This is a genomic window from Pseudomonas sp. 14P_5.3_Bac1 (genome assembly GCF_025466135.1).
Taxonomy (GTDB): Bacteria; Pseudomonadota; Gammaproteobacteria; order Pseudomonadales; family Pseudomonadaceae; genus Aquipseudomonas.
Map to the genome: position 1 here is coordinate 20,034 of NZ_JANLOF010000002.1, position 23,211 is coordinate 43,244.

Here is a 23,211-nt window from a genome sequence, read left to right on the forward strand (position 1 = left end):
CCTTATATATCTATTGAGTATGATTCTAAGTTTTTTGGTGAAAGCAAAAACCAGTGCTGAATGGCCTACAGACACTTAAGAGCCGCTTTATAACAAGGGCTCTAAAAAGCTGTCAAGGAAGCCACCCGGCTTAATCGCATTAATGCGTGCTAATTCTTTCCTTGGAATCAGACTCGCGTTTTTCATCCTTCGAGACTATCTCCGGAGCCACATCCGGCAAGGGCTCCGGCGCGTATTGCAGCGCAATTTGCAGGACCTCGTCAATCCATTTAACCGGTTTAATCTGAAGATCCTGCTTGATGTTGTCCGGAATTTCCTTCAAGTCGCGAACATTCTCTTCAGGAATGATCACCGTCTTGATACCACCGCGGTGTGCAGCGAGCAATTTCTCTTTCAGACCACCAATGGCCAATACCTGACCACGCAGGGTAATTTCCCCTGTCATTGCCACATCGGCTCGCACAGGTATGCCGGTCAACGCCGATACCAATGCCGTGCACATGCCTACGCCAGCGCTAGGACCGTCTTTAGGCGTCGCCCCTTCCGGCATATGGATGTGGGTGTCGTGCTTCTCGTGGAAGTCCAGGGGAATCCCCAGGCTCTTGGCGCGGCTGCGCACCACGGTCTGTGCGGCAGTGATGGATTCGACCATCACATCACCCAGCGAACCGGTCTTGATCAACTGGCCTTTGCCCGGAATCACAGCGGCTTCGATGGTCAGCAATTCGCCACCCACCTGAGTCCACGCCAGGCCGGTCACCTGCCCTACCTGGTCTTGCTGCTCGGCCAGGCCGTAACGGAATTTCTTCACGCCCAGGAAGTGTTCAAGGGAGTCGGCGACAACCTTCACAGAGAAGCGTTTTTCCAGTGCGTGTTCTTTGACCGCCTTGCGGCAAATCTTCGCAATCTGGCGCTCAAGGCCCCGTACACCCGCCTCGCGCGTGTAATAACGCACGATGTCGCGAATCGCTTCGACCTCAAACTCGATCTCGCCTTTTTTCAAGCCGTTGGCTGAAATCTGTTTAGGCGCGAGGTATTTGACGGCGATGTTGATCTTCTCGTCTTCGGTGTAACCCGGCAGACGAATCACCTCCATCCGGTCCAGCAGCGCTGGCGGAATATTCATGGAGTTAGAGGTGCACAGGAACATTACATCGGACAGGTCGTAGTCAACCTCCAGGTAATGGTCGTTGAAATTGTGGTTCTGCTCGGGGTCGAGCACTTCGAGCAATGCAGAGGCTGGATCGCCGCGCATGTCGCTGCCCATTTTGTCGATTTCATCGAGCAGGAACAGCGGGTTGCGCACGCCCACCTTTGTCATCTTTTGAATCAATCTTCCTGGCATCGAACCGATGTAAGTACGGCGATGGCCACGAATTTCCGCTTCATCACGCACACCACCGAGGGCCATGCGCACGAATTTGCGGTTGGTGGCGTTGGCGATAGACTCAGCCAGGGACGTTTTACCGACCCCCGGAGGCCCCACCAGGCACAACACCGGACCACGAATTTTCTTCACGCGCTTTTGCACGGCGAGGTATTCGAGGATGCGTTCTTTGACTTCTTCGAGGCCGTAGTGGTCGGCGTCGAGGATGTCTTCAGCGCGCGCCAAGTCCAGACGCACTTTGGTCTGAGCCTTCCACGGCACCTGCACCAGCCAGTCGATGTAGGAACGCACCACGGTGGCTTCGGCAGACATCGGCGACATTTGCTTGAGCTTGTTCAGCTCAGCAGTGGCCTTGGTCAGCGCGTCTTTTGGCAGGCCGGCAGCATCGATGCGCTTTTTCAGCTCTTCGATTTCATTGTGGCCGTCCTCGCTGTCGCCGAGTTCTTTCTGAATGGCCTTCATCTGCTCATTCAGGTAGTACTCGCGCTGGCTGCGCTCCATTTGTTTTTTCACGCGACCGCGGATGCGTTTTTCAACCTGCAGCAGGTCGATCTCGCCATCCAGCAGCGCCAGTACGTGCTCGACACGAGCCGGCAAGTCGATAATTTCGAGGATGTCTTGCTTCTGCTCGATTTTCAGCGCCATGTGCGCGGCCATGGTATCGACCAGGCGGCTTGGCTCATCAATGCTGTTGAGCGAGGACAGGACTTCAGCCGGGACTTTTTTGCCCAACTGCACATACTGCTCGAACTGCGAGAGCAGGCTGCGCACAAACACTTCGGATTCGCGCTCAGGGGCTTCGACTTCGTCGATCAGCGCCACTTCGGCGCGCAGGTGGCCGTCCACCTCCATGAAACGCTCGACCGCACCACGTTGCTCACCTTCCACCAGCACCTTGACGGTGCCATCGGGCAGCTTGAGCAATTGCAGGACGGTAGCAACGGTACCGACGCGATACAGGGCGTCTTCGCCTGGATCATCATCAGCAGGATTTTTCTGGGCCAACAGCAGGATCTGCTTGTCGCCCGTCATCGCGGCCTCGAGGGCTTCGATAGACTTCTCGCGCCCCACGAACAGCGGGATAACCATGTGCGGATAGACGACGACATCACGCAACGGCAGGAGAGGCAATTCGATGGTTGTCTTCATGATTTCGCCTCTATGACAGTTGAAAAGTAAGCTTGAAAACAAGATGGGGGCTGCATGCAAAAAAAACAAGCTCAATGCCAGCAGTTAAACGCATGAATAAACGCGAATTAAAAAAACTGCTGCAAAAAACAGCCCCAAAAAAGAAGGGGCCCCGAAAGGCCCCTTGCTTGTACTGCAACTGCAAAACGCTTAAGCGTCTGGTGCAGCCTTGGCAGCCGGCTCACTGTTTTCGTAGATATACAGTGGCTTGGATTTGCCTTCGATAACGCTTTCGTCGATCACCACTTTACTCACCTCGGACTGCGAGGGGATTTCGTACATGGTGTCGAGCAAAACGCCTTCGAGAATCGAGCGCAAACCACGTGCACCGGTCTTGCGCTCCAGTGCCCGCTTGGCCACTGATTTGAGTGCGTCGGTACGGAACTCGAGGTCTACACCTTCCATTTCGAACAGCTTGGCGTATTGCTTGGTCAGGGCGTTTTTCGGCTCGGTGAGGATCTGAATCAAAGCAGCCTCATCCAGCTCGTCCAACGTGGCCAGGACCGGCAGACGGCCAACGAATTCCGGGATCAGACCGAACTTGACCAGATCGTCAGGCTCGACTTCACGCAGGGACTCGCCCACCTTCTTGCCTTCTTCCTTGCTACGCACTTCCGCACCGAAACCGATGCCGCCACGCGTGGAACGTTGCTGAATAACCTTTTCCAGACCGGAAAACGCACCGCCACAGATGAACAGGATGTTGCGCGTATCAACCTGAAGGAATTCCTGCTGTGGGTGCTTGCGACCACCTTGAGGCGGAACGGAAGCAACCGTGCCTTCGATCAGTTTCAACAGGGCCTGCTGCACGCCTTCACCGGAAACATCGCGGGTGATCGACGGGTTGTCGGACTTGCGCGAAATCTTGTCGATTTCGTCGATGTAGACAATACCCATCTGGGCCTTCTCTACGTCGTAGTCGCACTTCTGCAGCAGTTTCTGAATGATGTTCTCGACGTCCTCACCCACGTAGCCAGCCTCGGTGAGGGTGGTGGCGTCGGCGATGGTGAACGGAACGTTCAACAGGCGAGCGAGGGTTTCTGCAAGCAAGGTTTTACCCGAGCCTGTAGGGCCGATCAGCAAGATGTTGCTCTTGCCGAGTTCGACTTCGTCACCTTTCTTGTCACGCTGGTTCAAGCGCTTGTAGTGGTTGTACACCGCTACGGCCAGAACCTTCTTTGCACGCTCTTGACCAATCACATACTGATCAAGGATGCCGCTGATTTCTTTAGGCGAAGGCAATTTATGCGCGCTGCTTTCGGCCTGAGCTTCCTGCACCTCCTCGCGGATGATGTCATTGCACAGGTCGACGCACTCGTCGCAGATAAACACCGAGGGGCCGGCAATCAATTTGCGTACTTCATGCTGGCTTTTGCCGCAGAAGGAGCAATAGAGCAGCTTGCCGTTGTCCTCGCCGTTGCGGGTGTCAGTCATTAGTTCGATCCAAATCCGATAGGCTTGCAACACAAGATGAAGGCTTATGCGGGCTTTTTCAAGCCCGCCGGTGGTCGGACATGCCGACCAGCCCTATTTTGAGGTGCTTATATTAAGCGGGGCGCTTTTCGATCACTGCGTCGATCAACCCATAGGCGCGTGCAGCTTCCGCGCTCATGAAGTTGTCGCGATTGGTGTCACGCTCGATTTCTTCCAGGGTGTGCCCGCTGTGCTTGGCCATCAACGTGTTGAGGCGCTCACGAATAAACAGGATTTCCTTGGCGTGAATTTCGATGTCCGACGCCTGGCCCTGGAAGCCGCCCAGCGGCTGGTGAATCATCACGCGCGAGTTAGGCAGGCAGTAACGCTTGCCCTCGGCACCCGCGGTGAGCAGGAACGCGCCCATGCTGCAGGCCTGACCGATGCAGGTCGTCGACACGTTTGGCTTGATGAACTGCATGGTGTCGTAGATCGACATACCCGCCGTCACCGAACCGCCCGGGGAGTTGATGTAAAGATGGATGTCCTTGTCCGGGTTTTCCGCTTCAAGGAACAGCAGTTGCGCGCAGATCAGATTGGCCATGTAGTCCTCTACAGGGCCGACCAGAAAGATCACTCGTTCCTTGAGCAGGCGCGAGTAGATGTCATAGGCGCGTTCGCCACGAGCAGATTGCTCGACAACCATCGGGACCAGGCCGCCAGCGGCCTGGATATCAGAGTTCTGCTGAATATAGGAATTACGGAACATGCTCTGCAGTTACTCCCAAATAGTCATGTCTTGAAAACGCATAAGCCAGCGCGAGGCTGGCTTATGGTTGTATTTCGAACGAGTTGGACAATCAGTCGGCTTGTGCTGCTTCCGCCGGTTTGACTGCTTCTTCGTAAGAGACCGCTTTGTCGGTCACCTTAGCCTTCTGCAGAACAGTATCCACAACTTGTTCTTCCAGCACAACTGAACGTACTTCGTTCAGCTGCTGGTCGTTCTTGTAGTACCAAGCCACGACCTGCTCTGGCTCCTGGTAAGCGGAAGCCATTTCCTGGATCATTTCGCGAACGCGATCTTCGTCAGGCTTGAGGTCGAATTGCTTGACCACTTCAGCCACGACCAGACCCAGCACAACGCGGCGCTTGGCTTGCTCTTCGAACAGCTCGGCCGGCAGTTGGTCAGGCTTGATGTTGCCACCGAACTGCTGAACCGCTTGAACGCGCAGGCGATCCACTTCGTTGGACAGCAGAGCCTTAGGCACTTCGATCGGGTTGGCGGCCAGCAGACCGTCCATGACCTGGTTCTTGACCTTGGACTTGATGGCCTGACGCAGCTCACGCTCCATGTTCTTGCGAACTTCGGTGCGGAAGCCGTCGATACCGGTTTCCTTGATACCGAATTGAGCGAAGAACTCTTCGTTCAGCTCAGGCAGCTTAGGCTCGGAAACACTGTTGACGGTCACGGTGAACTCGGCGGCTTTGCCGGCCAGATCCAGGTTCTGGTAGTCAGCAGGGAACGTCAGGTTCAGAACGCGCTCTTCGCCAGCTTTGGCGCCAACCAGGCCGTCTTCGAAGCCAGGGATCATGCGGTTGGAACCCAGCACCAGCTGAGTGCCCTTGGCGGAGCCGCCAGCGAATACTTCGCCGTCAACCTTGCCAACGAAATCGATGTTCAACTGGTCTTCGTTCTGAGCAGCGCGATCGACCGCTTCGAAACGGGTGTTCTGCTTGCGCAGGATTTCCAGCATGTTGTCCAGGTCGGCATCGGCCACTTCAGCGCTCAGACGCTCTACGGCGATGTCTTCGAAACCGGCAACGGTGAACTCCGGGAACACTTCGAATACGGCAACGTATTCCAGGTCTTTGCCGGCTTCCAGGGATTTAGGTTCGATCGAAGGCGAGCCAGCCGGGTTCAGCTTGTGCTCGACAACAGCTTCGTAGAACGAAGCCTGGATCACGTCACCTACAGCTTCCTGACGCGCATCGGCGCCAAAACGACGCTTGATTTCGCTCATTGGCACTTTGCCTGGACGGAAACCAGCGATCTTGGCCTTTTGGGCAGTCTGCTGCAGACGCTTGTTGACCGCAGTCTCAATACGCTCTGCCGGCACGGTGATGCTCAGGCGGCGCTCGATAGCAGTAGTATTTTCAACAGAAACTTGCATGGATATTCCTCGTTGCACAGACGTTAGCCGGCCGTTTCCGACCCCAGAATCAAGGGCATGCATTCTAGTGGGTCAAACTCAAGAAGTCACCCTACTGAAAACGGGTAGAAAAACAGCAGGCCATTTATAGGTTCAAGTGCACGCATGCACTTTATCCCGTTAGCAAATACAGCTCATCACGCCAGGGCTCTGCATCAGCCTTCTATATATAGAAGAGCGTAGATGCGCCCCCTTGGCGACCGACCTTGCGTGCAAGGCCGAAGGGCGCGGCAGCAGCATCGAGACACACAAATACGACGAAACGCCCCACCCTGGAAACTCAAGACACTTAAACAAAAACGGCACAGCCCTTTTCAGGTACTGCGCCGTTATTCGCTATTAAATAGCTGCACTGACCCTGATATAGCCGAGAATCAGTTCTACACGCTCAAAACCGGCAACGATTCTAACGCCAAGGCATTGAGAATGCTTGCTTTTTCTTGGCGTCAAGACACCGCTCGTGGCAGATGGAAATTTTCGGCGCAAAAAAAAGCGCCAGATCATTGATCTGGCGCTTTTTCTGAATATGGGGTGGACGAAGGGGATCGAACCCTCGACAACGGGAGTCACAATCCCGTGCTCTACCAACTGAGCTACGCCCACCATATTGCATTAACAAAGAACTCAAACATCTTCTTTGTCGAACCTCGCATCCCCTGACGGCGGTGCAAAGCTTTAATTGGTGCGGATGAAGAGACTCGAACTCTTACGCCTCGCGGCGCTGGAACCTAAATCCAGTGTGTCTACCAATTCCACCACATCCGCGCTTGAAGCTCTTAAAGCAAAGGCGCCAGATGATTAATCTGGCGCCTTTTAAAATATGGGGTGGACGAAGGGGATCGAACCCTCGACAACGGGAGTCACAATCCCGTGCTCTACCAACTGAGCTACGCCCACCATATAGCGCTACTTGTGCCAAAGCTGCCTAATGGCGCACCCGGCAGGACTCGAACCTGCGACCATCCGCTTAGAAGGCGGATGCTCTATCCAGCTGAGCTACGGGCGCCTGATTAATCTGTACTCTTGGAGGATTACAAACTAAGTGCTTCCAGCCTTGCACGACAACAATTGTGCTCGACCTTCTTAACCAGTGCTAGGCTGTGCCCGACAAGTGCGACGAATAGTATAGACGCCTCGGAAACCCGTCAAATCTTTTTTGAAAAAAATTCATTTTATTTAAGGGGTTAGGGCAATTTGCAGACCAAGCGCCTTTGCCCTCACGTCTTGGCATGCGAGAATGCGCGCACTTTTCTTCCCCCTCTCGATGGTTAATCACGCGTAATGACTGCACAACTTATCGACGGCAAATCAATCGCCGCCAGCCTGCGCCAGCAGATCGCCAAACGAGTCACCGAGCGTAGCCAGCAAGGCCTGCGCACGCCTGGCCTCGCGGTGATCCTGGTCGGCAGCGATCCTGCCTCTCAGGTTTATGTCTCGCACAAGCGTAAAGACTGTGAAGAGGTCGGCTTTATTTCCAAGGCCTACGACCTGCCGGAAGACACCACCCAGCAGGCCCTGACCGACCTGATCGACAGCCTCAATGACGACCCGGGCATCGACGGCATCCTGCTGCAGCTGCCACTGCCCGAGCACCTGGATGCTTCCAAACTGCTGGAGCGCATCCGTCCCGACAAAGACGTCGACGGTTTCCACCCGTATAACGTCGGCCGCCTGGCCCAGCGTATCCCGTTGCTGCGCCCGTGCACCCCGAAAGGCATCATGACCCTGCTGGAAAGCACCGGCGTCGATCTGTACGGCCTCGATGCCGTCGTCGTCGGCGCGTCCAACATTGTCGGTCGCCCGATGGCCATGGAGTTGCTGCTGGCTGGCTGCACCGTGACCGTCACTCACCGTTTCACCAAAGACCTCGCTGGCCATGTCGGCCGCGCCGACTTGGTAGTGGTGGCTGCCGGCAAACCCGGCCTGGTCAAAGGTGAGTGGATCAAAGAAGGCGCCATCGTCATCGACGTGGGCATCAACCGCCAGGAAGACGGCAAGCTCGTCGGCGATGTGGTGTACGAAACCGCCCTGCCCCGCGCCGGCTGGATTACACCAGTGCCAGGCGGGGTTGGCCCGATGACTCGAGCATGCCTGCTTGAAAACACCTTGTACGCGGCAGAAACACTGCACGACTGATAAGTGACTGCCATGAAAAGCCCCGCCTGACAGCGGGGCTTTTTTATTGGGCGCAATTAACCTACGACGATGCGTCGTACCTGCCGGTGGCTGCGCTACCCGCCTGGCCTGCCTCGTTTACAACACTGAAAGTGGGCTATTTGCCTGTAAGCACCCTGCCCTGACTATGTGGGCAACTTCACCCGGCGCACGCGGGTAAAACCGTCGGCCTAAGCCGCCTTGAACAAAACCTGGCGCGATGACCAGGTTTTTCTAAAAATCGGTACAACCCTGACCAATCATCGGCTTACAGCCTTTCTTTAAAGGCTCTCTATCGCTTTCTGATCCATACTCCTAAAATGTAACGGCATTTGTCATATAACCCGTTCCTGAACGGTATTTCCTTACTTTTTAGCGAGTTCACCCGCGTGAAAATTCGTCTCTCTATTGTCAGCCTATTTTTTGCATTTACAGGCACCTTCGCGCACGCAGCCGAAACCACCTTGGCCCCGCGCGACACCTCCAAACTGCAGATCGCTTCCGGCAGCGCCATGCTGGTTGACCTGCAGACCAACAAAGTCATCTATTCCAGCAACCCCGATGTCGTCGTGCCCATCGCCTCCGTCAGCAAACTGATGACCGGCCTGATCGTGCTTGAAGCCAAGCAGAACATGGACGAATACATCGACATCAACATCAAAGACACGCCAGAAATGAAAGGCGTGTTCTCGCGCGTGAAAATCGGCAGCGAAATGCCGCGCAAGGAAATGCTGCTGATTGCCCTGATGTCTTCGGAAAACCGCGCCGCCGCCAGCCTTGCCCACCACTACCCAGGCGGCTACCCAGCCTTTATTGCCGCAATGAACGCCAAGGCCAAGGCCCTGGGCATGACCAGCACGCACTATGTCGAACCCACCGGGCTGTCGATTCACAACGTGTCCACCGCGCGCGACTTGAGCAAGCTGCTGGCCTATGCGCGCAAGTTTCCGATGCTGAGTCAGTTGAGCACCACCAAGGAAAAGACCGTGTCGTTTCGCAAACCCAACTACACCCTGGGTTTCTCCAACACTGACCACCTGATCAACCGCGCCAATTGGGACATCAAGCTAACCAAAACCGGCTTCACCAATCAGGCTGGCCACTGCCTGGTGCTGGTCACCAGCATGAGTAACCGCCCAGTGTCGCTGGTGATTCTGGATGCGTTCGGCAAATTCACCCACTTTGCCGATGCCGGTCGTATTCGCAACTGGGTCGAGACTGGCAAGAGCGGTTCGGTGCCGGACGTAGCGCTGCGCTACAAGGCCGACAAGAACCTGAAGAACCGCCCTAACGCCGCAGAAGTGCGTCGCTAAGCACCACAGTTCCGATGTGGGAGCGGGCTTACTCGCGAAGGCGGTGGGTCAGTCATGAATGTATCGACTGACACTCGGCTTTCGCGAGCAAGCCCGCTCCCACGTGGGGTTCAGCGTATTTTTACTTCCTTTGCGCCAACACCTTGAGCGCCTGCGCCGCCGCCTGCTCCTGGCCGGCTTGGGCGGTCGCGTTCGCCGCCGCCCGCCAGCGCTGCTCATCCACATTCGCCGGCAGTTGGCTCGGACGCTGAGTCAGGATGGCCCAGTTGCCTGCGCTCTTCCACGCTGACTCAAAGTCGCTGAAGCTCATCACCAGACGCCGGTCCATGCCCGAGCGCAACAGCACCGTGCTCTTCTGTTGGTTGAACCCCACCACCACGACATAGCGTGTGCCGGACCAAAAGCTCGGGTTGATCCGCGCCATCACCGGGTAACCCGCCGCCACCTGCGCCAGCACGGCCGTCAGCTGGTTGTCCAGCGGATACACCATCAGCCCGTATTCACGCGCCAGCACCTGCATGTTGCGCTCCAGGTCCGCCTCGCCGCCTGGCAAGTGCAGGGGCTTATCCAGCAAGCCGGGTGTCATGACAATGCCTTGTTGCGACAGCATGCTGGCTAAAGCCGAGGGGCCACTCAGGTAAGCCTCGCTGCGAAAGGTCGGCACGCCGTTGAGTTCGACACGCTCCGGCAGGCCCGCCAGCCTCGACGGGTGCCCGGAACAGGCCGCGAGCCCCAGGGCGCAGGCCAGCAGCAAGGATGTTTTAACGTTCGACCGTAACCGCAATTTTTTACTCTCTTGATCAACTGCCGGTAAGGGCCCTGATCATAGGATGCTCCGCACGGCGGGTATAGCCCGAGGCGTCAGTAAAATGCGCTGGATAGAGCAAACAAGTTGGATGGACTCGACCATTGGTCAATAGCAGGCAACCGTCAGGTAGCTAGACTGTCCATTGAGAAGACTGTGTGTGCCCCCTGCGGGGCGAAAGGAGGCCCGAATGAGCCTTGCAACAACGATTTTCCTGTTGATCTGCGGTTGGCTGGCGGTAGCCAGCGCCATGTTGTGGGGGGTCATGCGCGTGACTCGCCGGCATCATCACCCCCACGTCAAACCTGCTGCACCGGCCAAACACCCGAAGGCCGCGGTGCATCACGCCTAGCCGGGCATGCAATTGAAGTCTTGAGTCGCTGCCACTTCCTTGCCGTGCCCGTCCTTGAGGACGGCACGCACGGTGGTGCCCAGGCTCGATTCAGTCAGGGTGTAGTGCTCACCCGCCTGGAAATGCTTGTACTCGACCCGGCCCTGGCAATCCTGCTGATTGTCATCGCCTGCCTCCTCCTCGAATAAGGTCACATCCAGGCGATGGTCACCCGGTGTCACCTCAAAAAAGCGCCCGTCGTCCACACGCTTGCCGTCGACACGCTCGGCCATCAGGTCATTCGGCGCCTCTTCTTTCAAACCAATCCAGGCTTCGCTCGGGTCAGCCTTGGGAATCGGGCCGGCGCAGGCCGACAACAACAAAACAGCACCAAGGGCTGGAATCAACAACAATGGTTTAAGTGACATGGCAGGGCTCCAAAGGACATCAGAAAAAAACGTTGGACGGCGTCAAAATGTGTCGCGTCCGATGGGAGACAAGCTTGGAGAGCTGCCCTTTGTAGAACAAATGAATACATATGAAACGATCTTCAGCCGTTAACTAAATGTTCCTTCACCTGGCTGAAAGGTGCGTGTTAGGTGGGTCGGGCAAGACTGCCGGGGTTTGCAATTCTGCTCCCTCGGAGGTTCACGCATGCTCGGGCTGGTAAAGACCGCACTGCAAAAGCCGTACACGTTTATCGTGTTGGCCATATTCATCTGTATCGTCGGGCCGATGGCGGCCCTGAAAACCCCTACGGATGTTTTCCCCGATATCGGCATCCCCGTCGTCGCGGTGGTCTGGCAGTACAACGGCCTGTCGCCGGACGCCATGGCCGGTCGGGTGATCTACACCTACGAACGCTCCCTGAGCACCACCGTCAACGACATCGAACACATCGAATCGCAATCGCTGCCCGGCATGGGCATCGTCAAGATCTTCTTCCAGCCTGGGGTCGACATCCGCACCGCCAACGCGCAAGTGACCGCGGTGTCACAAACCGTGCTCAAGCAGATGCCACCGGGCATCACGCCACCGCTGATCCTCAACTACAGCGCCTCCACGGTGCCGATCCTGCAAATGGCGTTCTCCAGCCCCAGCCTCTCGGAAGCCAAGATCCGTGACCTGGTGCAGAACAACATTCGCCTGCCGCTGAGCGCCCTGCCCGGCCTGGCCATGCCCACGCCAATGGGCGGCAAGCAGCGCCAGATCACCCTCGACCTCGACCCGCAAGCCCTGGCGGCCAAAGGCTTGTCGGCGCAGGACGTGGGCAACGCCCTGGCGCTGCAGAACCAGATCATCCCGGTGGGCACCGCCAAACTCGGGCCCAACGAATACACGATCCTGCTCAACAACAGCCCCAAGGCGATTGATGAACTCAACGACCTGCCGATCAAGACGGTTGATGGCGCACTGATCACCATCGGCCAAGTGGCGCACGTGCGTGACGGTTCGCCGCCGCAGACCAACATCGTGCGCGTCGACGGCCACCGCGCGGTGCTGATGCCGGCGTTGAAAAACGGCAGCATCTCGACCTTGTCGATCATCGACGGCATCCGCCAGATGTTGCCGCGCATCAACGAAACCCTGCCGCCGTCGCTGAAGACCTCGCTGCTGGGCGACGCCTCGGTGTTCGTCAAGCAATCGGTGGGCAGCGTGGCCCAGGAAGGCATCATCGCCGCGCTGCTGACCAGTGCGATGATCCTGCTGTTCCTCGGCAGCTGGCGTTCGACGCTGATCATCGCCGCGTCGATTCCCTTGGCCGTGCTGTCGGCGATCGCGCTGCTGGCGGTCACCGGGCAAACCCTCAACGTCATGACCCTGGGCGGGCTGGCGTTGGCGGTGGGGATTCTGGTGGACGACGCCACGGTTACCATCGAAAACATCAACTGGCACCTGGAACAAGGCAAGGCGGTGAAGACCGCGATCCTCGACGGCGCCGCACAAATCGTCGGCCCGGCGTTCGTCTCGCTGCTGTGTATCTGCATCGTGTTCGTGCCGATGTTCCTGCTGCAAGGCATCGCCGGCTATCTGTTCCGGCCGATGGCGCTGGCGGTGATTTTCGCCATGGCCAGCTCGTTCATCCTTTCGCGCACCCTGGTGCCGACCCTGGCGATGTTCCTGCTCAAGCCGCACACACCGGAACAAGGCGCAGGGCATCACCCCGAAGATGCATTCATCAACCACCACGAAGGCGATCAGCACAAAAAACCGCGCAACGCCGTGCTGCAATCGGTGCTCAATTTTCAGCAAGGCTTCGAGCGCCACTTCTCGAATATTCGCGACACTTACCACGGCTTGCTGATTCTCGCGTTGGGCAACCGCAAGCGCTTTATCGTCGGCTTCCTGGCCTGCGTGCTTGCCTCTTTCCTGCTGCTGCCCAGCCTGGGCCAGGACTTCTTCCCGGCCACCGACGCCGGCGCCCTCGCCCTTCACGTGCGCCTGCCGCTGGGCACGCGGATTGAAGAAAGCGCCGCCGCCTTCGACCGGATTGAAGCGCGGATTCGCGAAGTGATACCCGCCGAAGAACTCGACACCATCGTCGACAACATCGGCATTCCGCTCAGCGGCATCGACATGGCCTACAGCAGCAGCGGCACCATCGGCCCGCAGGATGGCGACATCCAGGTCACGCTGAAAAAGGACCACGCGCCCACCGCCGACTACGTGAAAAAACTGCGTGAAGCCTTGCCGGAAAGCTTCCCCGGCAGCCACTTCGCGTTCCTGCCGGCGGACATCAGCAGCCAGATCCTCAACTTCGGCGCACCGGCCCCGCTGGACGTGAAAATCTCCGGGCGCAGCGATGAAGAAAACCGCACCTACGCGGTGGAACTCGAACGTCGGCTGTCGCACATTCCGGGCATCGCCGACCTGCGCATCCAGCAGTCCACCGGCTACCCGTCGCTGCAAGTTAACGTCGACCGCATGCGCGCCAATGGCCTGGGCATCACCGAGCGTGACGTGACCAACAGCATGGTCGCCTCCCTCGCCGGCAGCTCGCAAACCGCGCCGACCTTCTGGCTCAACCCGGCCAACGGCGTGTCGTACTCCATCGTGGCGGCAACGCCGCAATACCGCCTCGACAGCCTGCCGTCACTGGAAGCCTTGCCGGTCACCGGGGCCGATGGCCAGTCACAAATTCTCGGCGGCGTAGCCACCATCGAACGCGTGCAAAGCCCGGCAGTGGTGACCCACTACAACATCGAACCCACCCTGGACCTGTATGCCAACGTGCAAGGCCGCGACCTCGGCGGCGTGGCGCGCGATGTGCAAAAAGTGCTGGATGACACCGCCTCCATGCGCCCCAAAGGCGCGGTGATCAGCCTGCATGGGCAGATCGATGCGCTGCACGAGGCCTTCAGTGGTTTGAGCTTCGGCCTGCTTGGCGCCGTGGTGCTGATCTACTTGCTGATCGTGGTCAACTTCCAGTCGTGGGCCGACCCGTTCGTGATCATCACCGCCTTGCCGGCCGCGCTGGCGGGCATCGTGTGGATGCTGTTCCTCAGCGGCACCTCGCTGTCGGTGCCGGCGTTGACCGGGGCCATCCTGTGCATGGGCGTGGCCACCGCTAACTCGATCCTGGTGGTGAGCTTCTGCCGTGAACGCCTGGCCGAACATGGCGATGCGTTGAAGGCCGCGATGGAGGCCGGTTACACGCGCTTTCGGCCAGTGTGCATGACGGCTCTGGCGATGATCATCGGCATGTTGCCGCTGGCGTTGTCCGAAGAGCAGAACTCGCCCCTTGGCCGGGCGGTGATCGGCGGCTTGATCTTCGCCACCGTCGCCACCCTGTTTTTTGTACCCGTGGTCTTCAGCCTGGTCCACGGTCGTCACCCTACTCGCGCTGCTGCTGGAGAAACTTCACATGTCGTCTGATCACAAACCCTCGCGCAAGCGTCTGATGCTCATGGGTGTCGGCGGCCTGACACTGGCCGCCCTGTTGGTCGCCAACGGCCTGCACGCCCGCACGATGCACGAACAATCGGTGAGTGCCTGGACCGAAACCGCCGCCATCCCGCAAGTGATGGTGTTCCAGCCCAAACAAAACGTGGCCGGCGACACCTTGCGCCTGCCCGCGCACCTGGAGGCGTGGAGCAAGGCGCCGATCCACGCACGCGTCAGCGGCTACTTGAAGGACTGGAAAGCCGACATCGGCACTCAGGTCAAAGCCGGGCAAGTGCTCGCCGAAATCGACAGCCCCGACCTCGACCAGCAAATGGCGCAGACCCACGCGCGGCTGGTGCAGGAGCAAGCCAACGCGCGCCTGGCCGAAACCACCGCCACGCGCTGGCAGAACCTGTTGGCCAGCCATTCGGTGTCGCGTCAGGAGGCCGATGAAAAAACCTCCAACGCTGCCGCCGCCAAAGCCAATGCCGAGGCGGCCGCCGCCGACTACGCACGCCTGTCGGCACTGGAAAGCTACAAGACCATCCGCGCGCCGTTCGCCGGCACCATCACCGCGCGCAATACCGATATTGGCCAGTTGATCAAGGCTGATACCGACAGCGACCCGGAGCTGTTCAACATTGCCGATACCCATCAACTCAGACTTTACGTGCCCGTGCCGCAGAACTATGCAGCCGTGATTCATCCAGGGTTAGAAGCCGAGCTGACGGTGCCCGAGCATCCCGGCGAGCACTTCAAGGCGCGCCTGATCGGCGACTCCACGGCCATCGACCGCCGCTCCGGCACCCTGCTTGCGCAGTTCGTCGCCGACAACCCCAACGGCGAATTGCTGCCCGGTGATTACGCCGAAGCCACGCTGCCCATTCCGGCGGATACCCACGGCGTGAGCATCCCGGCCAGCGCACTGATCTTCCGCGCCCAAGGTACTCAGGTTGCGGTGCTGGACGCGCAAAATCACGTGCACCTGCAAGGCATCCACATCGGCCTCGACCTGGGCGAACGGCTGGTGATCGACCAAGGTTTGAAACCCGCCGACCGCGTAGTCGACAACCCGCCCGATGCCCTGCGCGAAGGCGACCCCGTGCAACTGGCCGACGCCGGAGGTGCGCATGCGCCCAAGGCTTAAACCCCTGGCGGCGTTGATGCTGCTGCTGTTGCAGGGCTGCTCGATGGCGCCCACCTACCAGGTGCCGTCGGTGGACCTGCCGGCCGGCTATCGCGAACAGACCAGCGATGGCCCGTGGCACAGCGCGCAGCCGTCCGACCAACTGGCGCCCGAGTGGTGGAAGCTCTACAACGACCCGCGCCTGACCGACCTGCAACAGCAACTGCTCAAGGCCAACCCGGATCTGGCGGCGGCGTTGGCGCATTTCGATGCGTCCCAGGCGTATGCCAGCCAGTTGCACGCCGGGTTGTTCCCGCAAATTACTGCCAGTGCGCAGCCGCTGCGCCAGCGGCAATCGGACACACGACCACTGCGCGGGGATACGCAGCCGTCGGTGTACAACAGCAATACGGCGGGCTTCTCGCTGAGCTACGACCTGGACCTGTGGGGCAAGATTCGCAACCAGGTCGCGGCCGGCGATGCCCAGGCGCAAGCATCCGGCGATGATTTGGCGGTGGCGCGCCTGAGCCTGCAGCACCAGTTGGCGACGCTGTATGTGCAGCTCAACGGGCTGGATGCGCAGAGCCGGATTCTGAACAGCTCACTGGACGATTTCAGCCAGGCATTGCAACTCACGCGCAGCCGTTACGAAGGCCAGATTGCCTCGGAGCTGGACCTCACCCGTGCGCAAAACCAACTGGCCGAAGCCAAGGCGCAACTGGACGAAGTGCGCGGGCAACGCAACCTGACCGAACACGCGATTGGCGAATTGGTGGGTGTGGCGGCCAGTAACTTCAGCTTGCCGCCCAGCCAGCAATTGATTGCGCTGCCAGGGATTCCATCGCAGTTGCCCAGCCACCTGTTGCAACGGCGCCCAGACATCGCGGCGGCGGAACGCCGAGTGTTTGCCGCCAATGCCAACATCGGCGTGGCGAAGGCCGCGTGGTACCCGGACTTCAGCTTGACCGGGTTGATTGGCGGGCAAACTCAGGGGGTTGGCAACCTGCTGTCCGCCGGTAACCGCTACTGGGCGCTGGGGCCGTTGGTGAACTTGCCGATCTTTGATGGCGGACGCTTGAGTGCCAATGAACGTCAGGCCAAAGCCGAGTTTGAAGAGGCGTCGGCGCAATACCGCAGCCATGTGCTCAAAGCCGTGCGCGAGGTGGAAGACAACCTGGCGCAGCTAAGGGATTTGCAGCAGGAAGCGCAGGACGAACAAGCGGCGGCGGATGCGGCAGAGCATACGCAGTCACTGGCGATGAACAGCTATCAGGCGGGAGCCGTGAGTTACCTGGATGTGGTGACGGCGCAGACAGCGGCGTTGCAGGCACAGAGGACGTTGCAGGCGGTGCAGACGCGGCAGTTGCAGGCGAGTGTGGGGTTGGTGACGGCGCTCGGCGGTGGATGGCAACCGGGCGCCTCAGATCGCTCGTAGGTTCAGCTCGGTTCCAGATGTGAGAGGGGGCTTGCCCTCGATGGTGGTGTGCCATAAGGCTTATTTGTATCTGATACACCGCTATCGGGGGCAAGCCCCCTCCCACAGGGGTTCTGCGCCAGACACACAATGTGTGAACACCTCAGATCCAATTTGGGAGGGGGCTTGCCCTCTCACAATGGGCCTGCGCCAGACACAAAATGTATGAACACCTCAGATCCAATGTGGGAGGGGGCTTGCCCCCGATGGCGGCCCTCCAGACACATCCTGCCAAAAGCCTGTCGATCACTCCTGGATTACCCGATCTAGCCTCTCAACACCCATCCAGAGAGAGGCCAAGGAATGCCTGACTTACCCGCTTCACACCGCCTGCGCATTGGACGCTTCAGCGAACCCAGCCGCATCTACCTCATCACCACCAACACTCACGAACGTCTTCCCATCTTTAGCAACTTCCACCTGGGTCGCCTGGTGGTTTGGCAATTTCGGCTGGCCCAATACCGAGGGCTCGCCAACTCCCTGGCGTGGGTGATCATGCCGGACCATTTCCACTGGATTATCGAACTGCAAAAAGGCTCGCTGGCAGACTTGATGCGGCATGTGAAATCCAAGAGCACGCGGTCGGTCAATGGCGCAAGTGGGCGCAAGGGAAGGCTCTGGCAGGAAAGTTTCCATGACCGCGCGCTGCGCAAGGAGGATGACGTGGTGAAGATGGCCAGGTATGTGGTGGCCAATCCACTGCGGGCCGGGTTGGTGAAGCGGATTGGCGACTACCCGTTATGGGACGCAATTTGGGTCTAGCATCCAGCAAACCCGTTCAAATGTGGGAGGGGGCTTGCCCCCGATCGCGGTGTATCAGAGCCAGCTCAGCTAAATGACCCACTGCCATCGGGGGCAAGCCCCTCCCACATTTTTCAACCGCCTGTCAGGCAGCGAGTTTGCCGCTGGCGATCGCTGCCGAAGCGGCCACCATCGCCCTCAACAACACCGCACACCCCGCCGCCAGGTCATCCGGTGCGGCATTCTCGATTTCGTTGTGGCTGATGCCGCCTTCGCACGGCACAAAGATCATCCCGGCCGGGCCGAGTTCGGCGACGAAAATCGCGTCGTGCCCTGCCCCGCTGACGATGTCCATGTTCGACAGCCCCAGCCCATTCGCCGCATCCCGCACAGCGTCCACGCAGCCTTTATCGAAATACAGCGGCGGGAAATCGGCGGTGGGTTCCAGCTCAAACGTCAGCCCATGCTTGGCACAGGTTTCGTCGATCACCTTGCGCACCTGGGCAATCATCGAATCCAGGCGTGCCGGCTCCAGGTGACGGAAGTCCAGGGTCATGCGCACTTCACCGGGGATGACGTTGCGCGATCCAGGATAAGCCTGCAGGCACCCGACAGTGCCACACGCATGCGGCTGATGCCCCAGCGCCGCCGCATTCACCGCCGCCACCACGGCCGCCGCGCCCACTAACGCATCTTTGCGCAAGTGCATCGGCGTCGGCCCCGCATGCGCCTCAACACCGCGCAGTTTCAGGTCGAACCACTTTTGCCCCAGAGCCCCCAACACCACGCCGATGGTTTTCTTTTCATCCTCAAGAATCGGCCCTTGTTCAATATGCGCCTCGAAGTAAGCCCCGACCTTATGCCCACTGACCGGCCGCGTGCCCGCATAGCCAATTGCATTAAGCGCATCACCCACGCTCACGCCCTCCACATCCACCTTGGCCAAGGTCTCGGCCAGGGTAAATTTCTCGGCAAACACGCCAGAGCCCATCATGCACGGCGGAAAGCGCGAGCCTTCTTCGTTGGTCCACACCACCACTTCCAGCGGTGCTTCGGTTTCGATCTTGAGGTCATTGAGGGTGCGCAGCACTTCCACGCCCGCCAACACGCCGAAGCAACCGTCGAACTTGCCACCCGTGGGCTGGGTGTCGATATGGCTGCCCGTCATCACTGGCGGCAAGTCGGGATTGCGACCCGGGCGACGGGCGAAGATGTTGCCGATGGCGTCGATGGTCACGGTGCAACCGGCTTCCTCGCACCACTGCACAAACAGGTCACGGGCTTTGCGGTCAAGGTCGGTGAGGGCCAGTCGGCACACGCCGCCCTTGGGTGTGGCGCCGAATTTGGCCAGGTCCATCAGCGACTGCCACAAGCGGTCGCGGTTGATGTGCTGATGGGTGGATTGCAGAACGTCGATGGCAGCGTTCATGGGGATCTCCTCAGGCTACATTTCTTATGAATTGACGCGATTCCAACGGTTGGAAATGGGGTCTGAAATGTGGGAGCGGGCTTGCTCGCGAAGGGGCCGTGTCAGTCGCGGCAAATGTCGGCTGGAAGACCGCATTCGCGGGCAAGCCCGCTCCCACATTTGGATTGCATTTCAACCTTTTACAGGGGTGTTTTTACTGCGAGCGGCAAGGCTCTGCGCTTGGCATTCAACCCGTAATACAGAACGCCGCCCAGCGCCGATCCGGTAAACCAGCCATAGCTGTAGAACCAGCTGAACGCATCACTGCCCAGCGACAGCAGGGTCAGCACCACCGGCACGCCGAAGGCGATAAAACCGCTCCAGTTCCACGCCGGGTACACGTCGTCACGGTACAGACCGGCCAGGTCGAGTTGCTGTTTGCGGGTGATGAAGTAGTCCACCACCATGATCCCGGCGATCGGCCCCAGCAGGCTTGAATAGCCCAGCAACCAGTTCGAATACACGGTTTCCAGGCTCACGTCCGAGACGATCAGCCCGAGTTTTTTCAACAGTTCGTGGGCCATCAACGCAAGCCCCACCAGGCCAGTGAGGATCACCGCAGTGGTGCGGTTGATCAGCTTGGGCGCGATGTTCTGGAAGTCGTTGGTCGGTGAGACGATGTTCGCCGCGGTGTTGGTGGACAAGGTGGCGATGATGATCAGCAGCATCGCGATGGCCACCCACACCGGGCTTTGGATGTGCCCGATCAAGGTCACCGGGTCGGAGACGCTGACGCCCACCAGTTTCACTGACGCGGCGGTCATGATCACGCCAAGGGCCGCGAACAGAAACATGGTCAGCGGCAGGCCGAAAATCTGCCCGAGAATCTGGTCCTTCTGACTTTTGGCGTAGCGGCTGAAGTCGGGAATATTCAGCGACAACGTCGCCCAGAAACCCACCATCGCCGTGAGCCCCGCCATGAAGTAACCGGTGAGGCTCGCGCCTTCGGGGCGCTTGGGTGGAATCGCCATCAGCTCGCTGATTGACACATTCGGCATCGCCCACACCAGCAGGCCGATCCCCACGGCCACCAGCAGCGGCGCAGACAGGGTTTCGAGGCGTTTGATCGACTCGGCGCCGCGCAGCACTACCCACAGGTTCAGGCACCAGAAAATCATGAAGCCGATGACTTCACCCGTACCGCCAAGGGATTTCCAGCCCTCGAAGATCGAGCCCAGAAACAGGTGAATCGCCAGCCCGCCGAACATTGTCTGAATGCCAAACCAGCCGCACGCCACCAGCGCGCGAATCAGGCACGGCACGTTGGAGCCGAGGATGCCAAACGACGAACGCAACAAGACGGGAAACGGAATGCCGTACTTGGTGCCGGGAAACGCGTTGAGGGTCAGCGGGATCAGCACCACGATATTGGCCAGCAAAATCGCCATCAGCGCCTCGCCCACCGACAAGCCAAAGTAGGCGGTGAGCACCCCGCCGAGCGTGTAAGTGGGCACGCAGATCGACATGCCGACCCACAGCGCGGTGATGTGCCACTTGTTCCAGGTGCGTTCGTGCACCTTGGTCGGTGCCATGTCGTGGTTGTAGCGGGGGCTGTCGAGGACGTCGGCGCCGGCGTCGAGTTCGTACAGGCCGTTGCGTTCAATGACTTGCGATCTGTTCTGTTGCATGGCCGCTCCACGGTTTTTTCGAATTATTGTTGCTCATCCAACGCTGAGCGCAGGGTGGCCGGAGTACCTCGTAAACAACATGACATCACGGGTCCGGCCAGCCGCCACTGCACTCAATAACCGTGCCGACCTGCCACCTTGAACCCGCACCGCTTATATAACGTGCTGATGTTAATCAGCTTTCCGATTGCGCCTTCGGAACGTGCCGCATCACTCAGGCTAAATAATGCGAAGTTGCCGAACTGTCAGGACTCAATCTGGTGCAACACAATTATTTTTATTTCCTGTCGCCGTCAAGGGGCATATCTCAAGCGTCTGATTTGCAATAAGAAATGTTGCTCACATTGAGAACCTGTCAAGTGCGTCAAAATGGTGAACGGCCGCCACATTTTGGTGAATTCATATTTTTATCTATATAAATCAATTACTTAAATTATATATAAGCTTATAAAAAATCTTCTTGCTCATTCGAAAAACTCGGGCTAGTTTCTATTCCTGTCACCGATGACAGGATTTAATTGATCATCGGCAAGCAGCATTACAACACTTAGAACTGGCACAAGCCGGTCAAGCCTGTGAGGAACTCGACATGTCGCTGTTGATCCGTGGCGCCACCGTTATTACCCATGATGAAAGTTACCGCGCCGATGTGTTTTGCGCAGGCGGTCTAATTCGCGCTATTGGCACGGATCTGGATACTCCCGCCGGCACTGAAATACTCGATGGCAGTGGCCAATACTTGATGCCCGGCGGCATCGATCCGCATACGCACATGCAATTGCCCTTCATGGGCACTGTGGCCAGTGAAGACTTTTTCAGTGGCACCGCGGCAGGTCTGGCGGGCGGTACCACCTCGATCATCGACTTTGTGATTCCCAACCCGCAGCAATCCTTGATGGAAGCTTTCCACCAGTGGCGCGGCTGGGCGCAAAAGTCTGCCTGCGACTACGGCTTTCACGTGGCGATCACTTGGTGGAGCGAGCAGGTGCGCGAGGAAATGGCCGAGCTGGTCAGCCACCATGGCATCAACAGCTTCAAGCATTTCATGGCCTACAAGAACGCGATCATGGCGGCTGATGACACCCTGGTCGCCAGCTTTGAGCGCTGCCTGGAACTCGGCGCAGTGCCGACGGTGCACGCAGAAAACGGTGAGCTGGTGTATCACCTGCAACGCAAGCTGATGGCCCAGGGCATCACCGGGCCGGAAGCGCACCCGCTGTCGCGCCCGTCCCAGGTCGAAGGCGAGGCCGCCAGCCGTGCGATTCGTATCGCCGAAACCATCGGCACGCCGCTGTACCTGGTGCACGTATCGACCAAGGAGGCGCTGGATGAAATCACCTACGCCCGTGGCAAGGGCCAGGCGGTGTATGGCGAAGTGCTCGCCGGCCACCTGCTGCTCGACGACAGCGTTTACCAACACCCTGACTGGCAGACCGCCGCCGGCTACGTGATGAGCCCGCCCTTCCGCCCGCGCGGGCATCAGGAGGCGCTGTGGCACGGCCTGCAATCGGGCAACCTGCACACCACCGCCACCGACCATTGCTGCTTCTGCGCCGAGCAAAAAGCCGCCGGCCGTGACGATTTCAGCAAAATCCCCAACGGCACTGCCGGTATCGAAGACCGCATGGCGTTGCTGTGGCACGAAGGCGTCAACACCGGGCGTCTGTCGATGCAGGAGTTTGTTGCGCTGACCTCCACCAACACCGCGAAGATCTTCAATCTTTACCCACGCAAAGGTGCGATTCGCGTGGGTGCCGATGCTGACTTGGTGCTGTGGGACCCCGAGGGCACACGGACGATTTCGGCCAAGACCCACCATCAGAAAGTCGATTTCAACATCTTCGAAGGCAAGACCGTACGCGGCGTGCCGAGCCACACCATCAGCCAGGGCAAGCTGGTCTGGGCCGATGGCGACCTGCGCGCCGAACGCGGTGCCGGGCGGTATGTAGAACGCCCGGCGTATCCGTCGGTGTTTGAGCAGTTGAGCAAGCGGGCGGAGCATTCCAGACCTGTAGCTGTGAAACGCTGATACCGCCAATCGCGGGCAAGCCCGCTCCCACATTTGATCGGGTTCACACAATTCAACTG

General features: G+C 58.9%; 16 protein-coding genes and 4 tRNA genes. 8 read left to right on the forward strand and 12 right to left on the reverse strand.

The genetic code is table 11. The features are described 5' to 3' along the window. Positions 1–139 precede the first annotated feature (139 nt). From lon to NTD89_RS00420, 8 genes are all read right to left on the reverse strand, one after another. Positions 140–2,536, reverse strand: a complete 2,397-nt coding sequence (gene lon / locus NTD89_RS00385) for an endopeptidase La (protein ID WP_119739770.1) — start codon at positions 2,534–2,536, stop codon at positions 140–142. A gap of 189 nt (positions 2,537–2,725) precedes the next feature. Then, entirely contained in the window at positions 2,726–4,009 is a 1,284-nt protein-coding gene (clpX, locus tag NTD89_RS00390; RefSeq protein WP_017136464.1) for an ATP-dependent Clp protease ATP-binding subunit ClpX, read from the reverse strand. Positions 4,010–4,121: 112 nt separating this feature from the next. Beyond that, a complete protein-coding gene (gene clpP, locus NTD89_RS00395; RefSeq protein ID WP_083357884.1) occupies positions 4,122–4,757 on the reverse strand; it encodes an ATP-dependent Clp endopeptidase proteolytic subunit ClpP in 636 nt (211 codons plus the stop codon). A gap of 91 nt (positions 4,758–4,848) precedes the next feature. Next, positions 4,849–6,159 (reverse strand): trigger factor, encoded by a 1,311-nt coding sequence (gene tig, locus NTD89_RS00400; protein WP_106578847.1) that lies wholly within the window; start codon positions 6,157–6,159, stop codon positions 4,849–4,851. 566 nt (positions 6,160–6,725) lie between these two features. After that, positions 6,726–6,801: transfer RNA gene (locus NTD89_RS00405), tRNA-His, on the reverse strand. A gap of 77 nt (positions 6,802–6,878) precedes the next feature. Then, positions 6,879–6,963: transfer RNA gene (locus tag NTD89_RS00410), tRNA-Leu, on the reverse strand. Positions 6,964–7,019: 56 nt separating this feature from the next. Next, positions 7,020–7,095 (reverse strand) — tRNA-His (locus tag NTD89_RS00415). 32 nt (positions 7,096–7,127) lie between these two features. Continuing rightward, a tRNA-Arg gene (locus NTD89_RS00420) sits at positions 7,128–7,204 on the reverse strand. A 275-nt stretch (positions 7,205–7,479) separates the two neighbouring features. Here NTD89_RS00420 and folD point away from each other — a divergent pair. Together folD and pbpG are read left to right on the forward strand one after the other, a co-directional pair. Then, complete coding sequence (gene folD / locus NTD89_RS00425) at positions 7,480–8,334, forward strand: bifunctional methylenetetrahydrofolate dehydrogenase/methenyltetrahydrofolate cyclohydrolase FolD (protein ID WP_106578848.1); 855 nt, start codon at positions 7,480–7,482, stop codon at positions 8,332–8,334. Between the two features lie 407 nt (positions 8,335–8,741). Next, positions 8,742–9,665, forward strand: coding sequence for a D-alanyl-D-alanine endopeptidase (pbpG, locus tag NTD89_RS00430; protein ID WP_145163788.1), 924 nt, complete (start codon positions 8,742–8,744; stop codon positions 9,663–9,665). 121 nt (positions 9,666–9,786) lie between these two features. On the opposite strand, the gene NTD89_RS00435 is transcribed toward pbpG, so the two are convergent. Then, positions 9,787–10,449: a peptidase C39 family protein gene (locus NTD89_RS00435; protein ID WP_145163786.1), complete on the reverse strand. Its 663-nt coding sequence runs from the start codon at positions 10,447–10,449 to the stop codon at positions 9,787–9,789. Between the two features lie 211 nt (positions 10,450–10,660). Between NTD89_RS00435 and NTD89_RS00440 the strand changes: the two genes are divergently transcribed. Next, a complete protein-coding gene (locus NTD89_RS00440; RefSeq protein WP_178119724.1) occupies positions 10,661–10,822 on the forward strand; it encodes a hypothetical protein in 162 nt (53 codons plus the stop codon). On the opposite strand, the gene NTD89_RS00445 is transcribed toward NTD89_RS00440, so the two are convergent. After that, positions 10,819–11,229 (reverse strand): hypothetical protein, encoded by a 411-nt coding sequence (locus tag NTD89_RS00445; RefSeq protein ID WP_106578850.1) that lies wholly within the window; start codon positions 11,227–11,229, stop codon positions 10,819–10,821. The genes NTD89_RS00440 and NTD89_RS00445 overlap by 4 nt on opposite strands. Positions 11,230–11,455: 226 nt before the next feature. On the opposite strand from NTD89_RS00445, the gene NTD89_RS00450 reads away from it, so the two are divergent. From NTD89_RS00450 to NTD89_RS00465, 4 genes are all read left to right on the forward strand, one after another. Continuing rightward, entirely contained in the window at positions 11,456–14,677 is a 3,222-nt protein-coding gene (locus NTD89_RS00450; protein ID WP_262206058.1) for an efflux RND transporter permease subunit, read from the forward strand. Beyond that, positions 14,667–15,833, forward strand: a complete 1,167-nt coding sequence (locus NTD89_RS00455; RefSeq protein WP_145163782.1) for an efflux RND transporter periplasmic adaptor subunit — start codon at positions 14,667–14,669, stop codon at positions 15,831–15,833. The genes NTD89_RS00450 and NTD89_RS00455 overlap by 11 nt, the downstream gene beginning before the upstream one ends. After that, complete coding sequence (locus NTD89_RS00460) at positions 15,817–17,247, forward strand: efflux transporter outer membrane subunit (RefSeq protein ID WP_262206061.1); 1,431 nt, start codon at positions 15,817–15,819, stop codon at positions 17,245–17,247. The genes NTD89_RS00455 and NTD89_RS00460 overlap by 17 nt, the downstream gene beginning before the upstream one ends. Positions 17,248–17,589: 342 nt before the next feature. Beyond that, the gene (locus tag NTD89_RS00465) at positions 17,590–18,048 is read left to right on the forward strand and encodes an REP-associated tyrosine transposase (RefSeq protein ID WP_262206062.1); all 459 of its coding nucleotides are present in this window, start codon (positions 17,590–17,592) and stop codon (positions 18,046–18,048) included. A gap of 124 nt (positions 18,049–18,172) precedes the next feature. Here the strand turns inward: NTD89_RS00465 and NTD89_RS00470 are convergent, their stop codons facing one another. Beyond that, complete coding sequence (locus NTD89_RS00470) at positions 18,173–19,456, reverse strand: Zn-dependent hydrolase (RefSeq protein WP_262206063.1); 1,284 nt, start codon at positions 19,454–19,456, stop codon at positions 18,173–18,175. A gap of 179 nt (positions 19,457–19,635) precedes the next feature. Continuing rightward, positions 19,636–21,123, reverse strand: coding sequence for an NCS1 family nucleobase:cation symporter-1 (locus NTD89_RS00475; RefSeq protein ID WP_262206065.1), 1,488 nt, complete (start codon positions 21,121–21,123; stop codon positions 19,636–19,638). 589 nt (positions 21,124–21,712) lie between these two features. Between NTD89_RS00475 and hydA the strand changes: the two genes are divergently transcribed. After that, positions 21,713–23,152 (forward strand): dihydropyrimidinase, encoded by a 1,440-nt coding sequence (gene hydA / locus NTD89_RS00480; RefSeq protein WP_262206066.1) that lies wholly within the window; start codon positions 21,713–21,715, stop codon positions 23,150–23,152. Positions 23,153–23,211 lie beyond the last annotated feature (59 nt).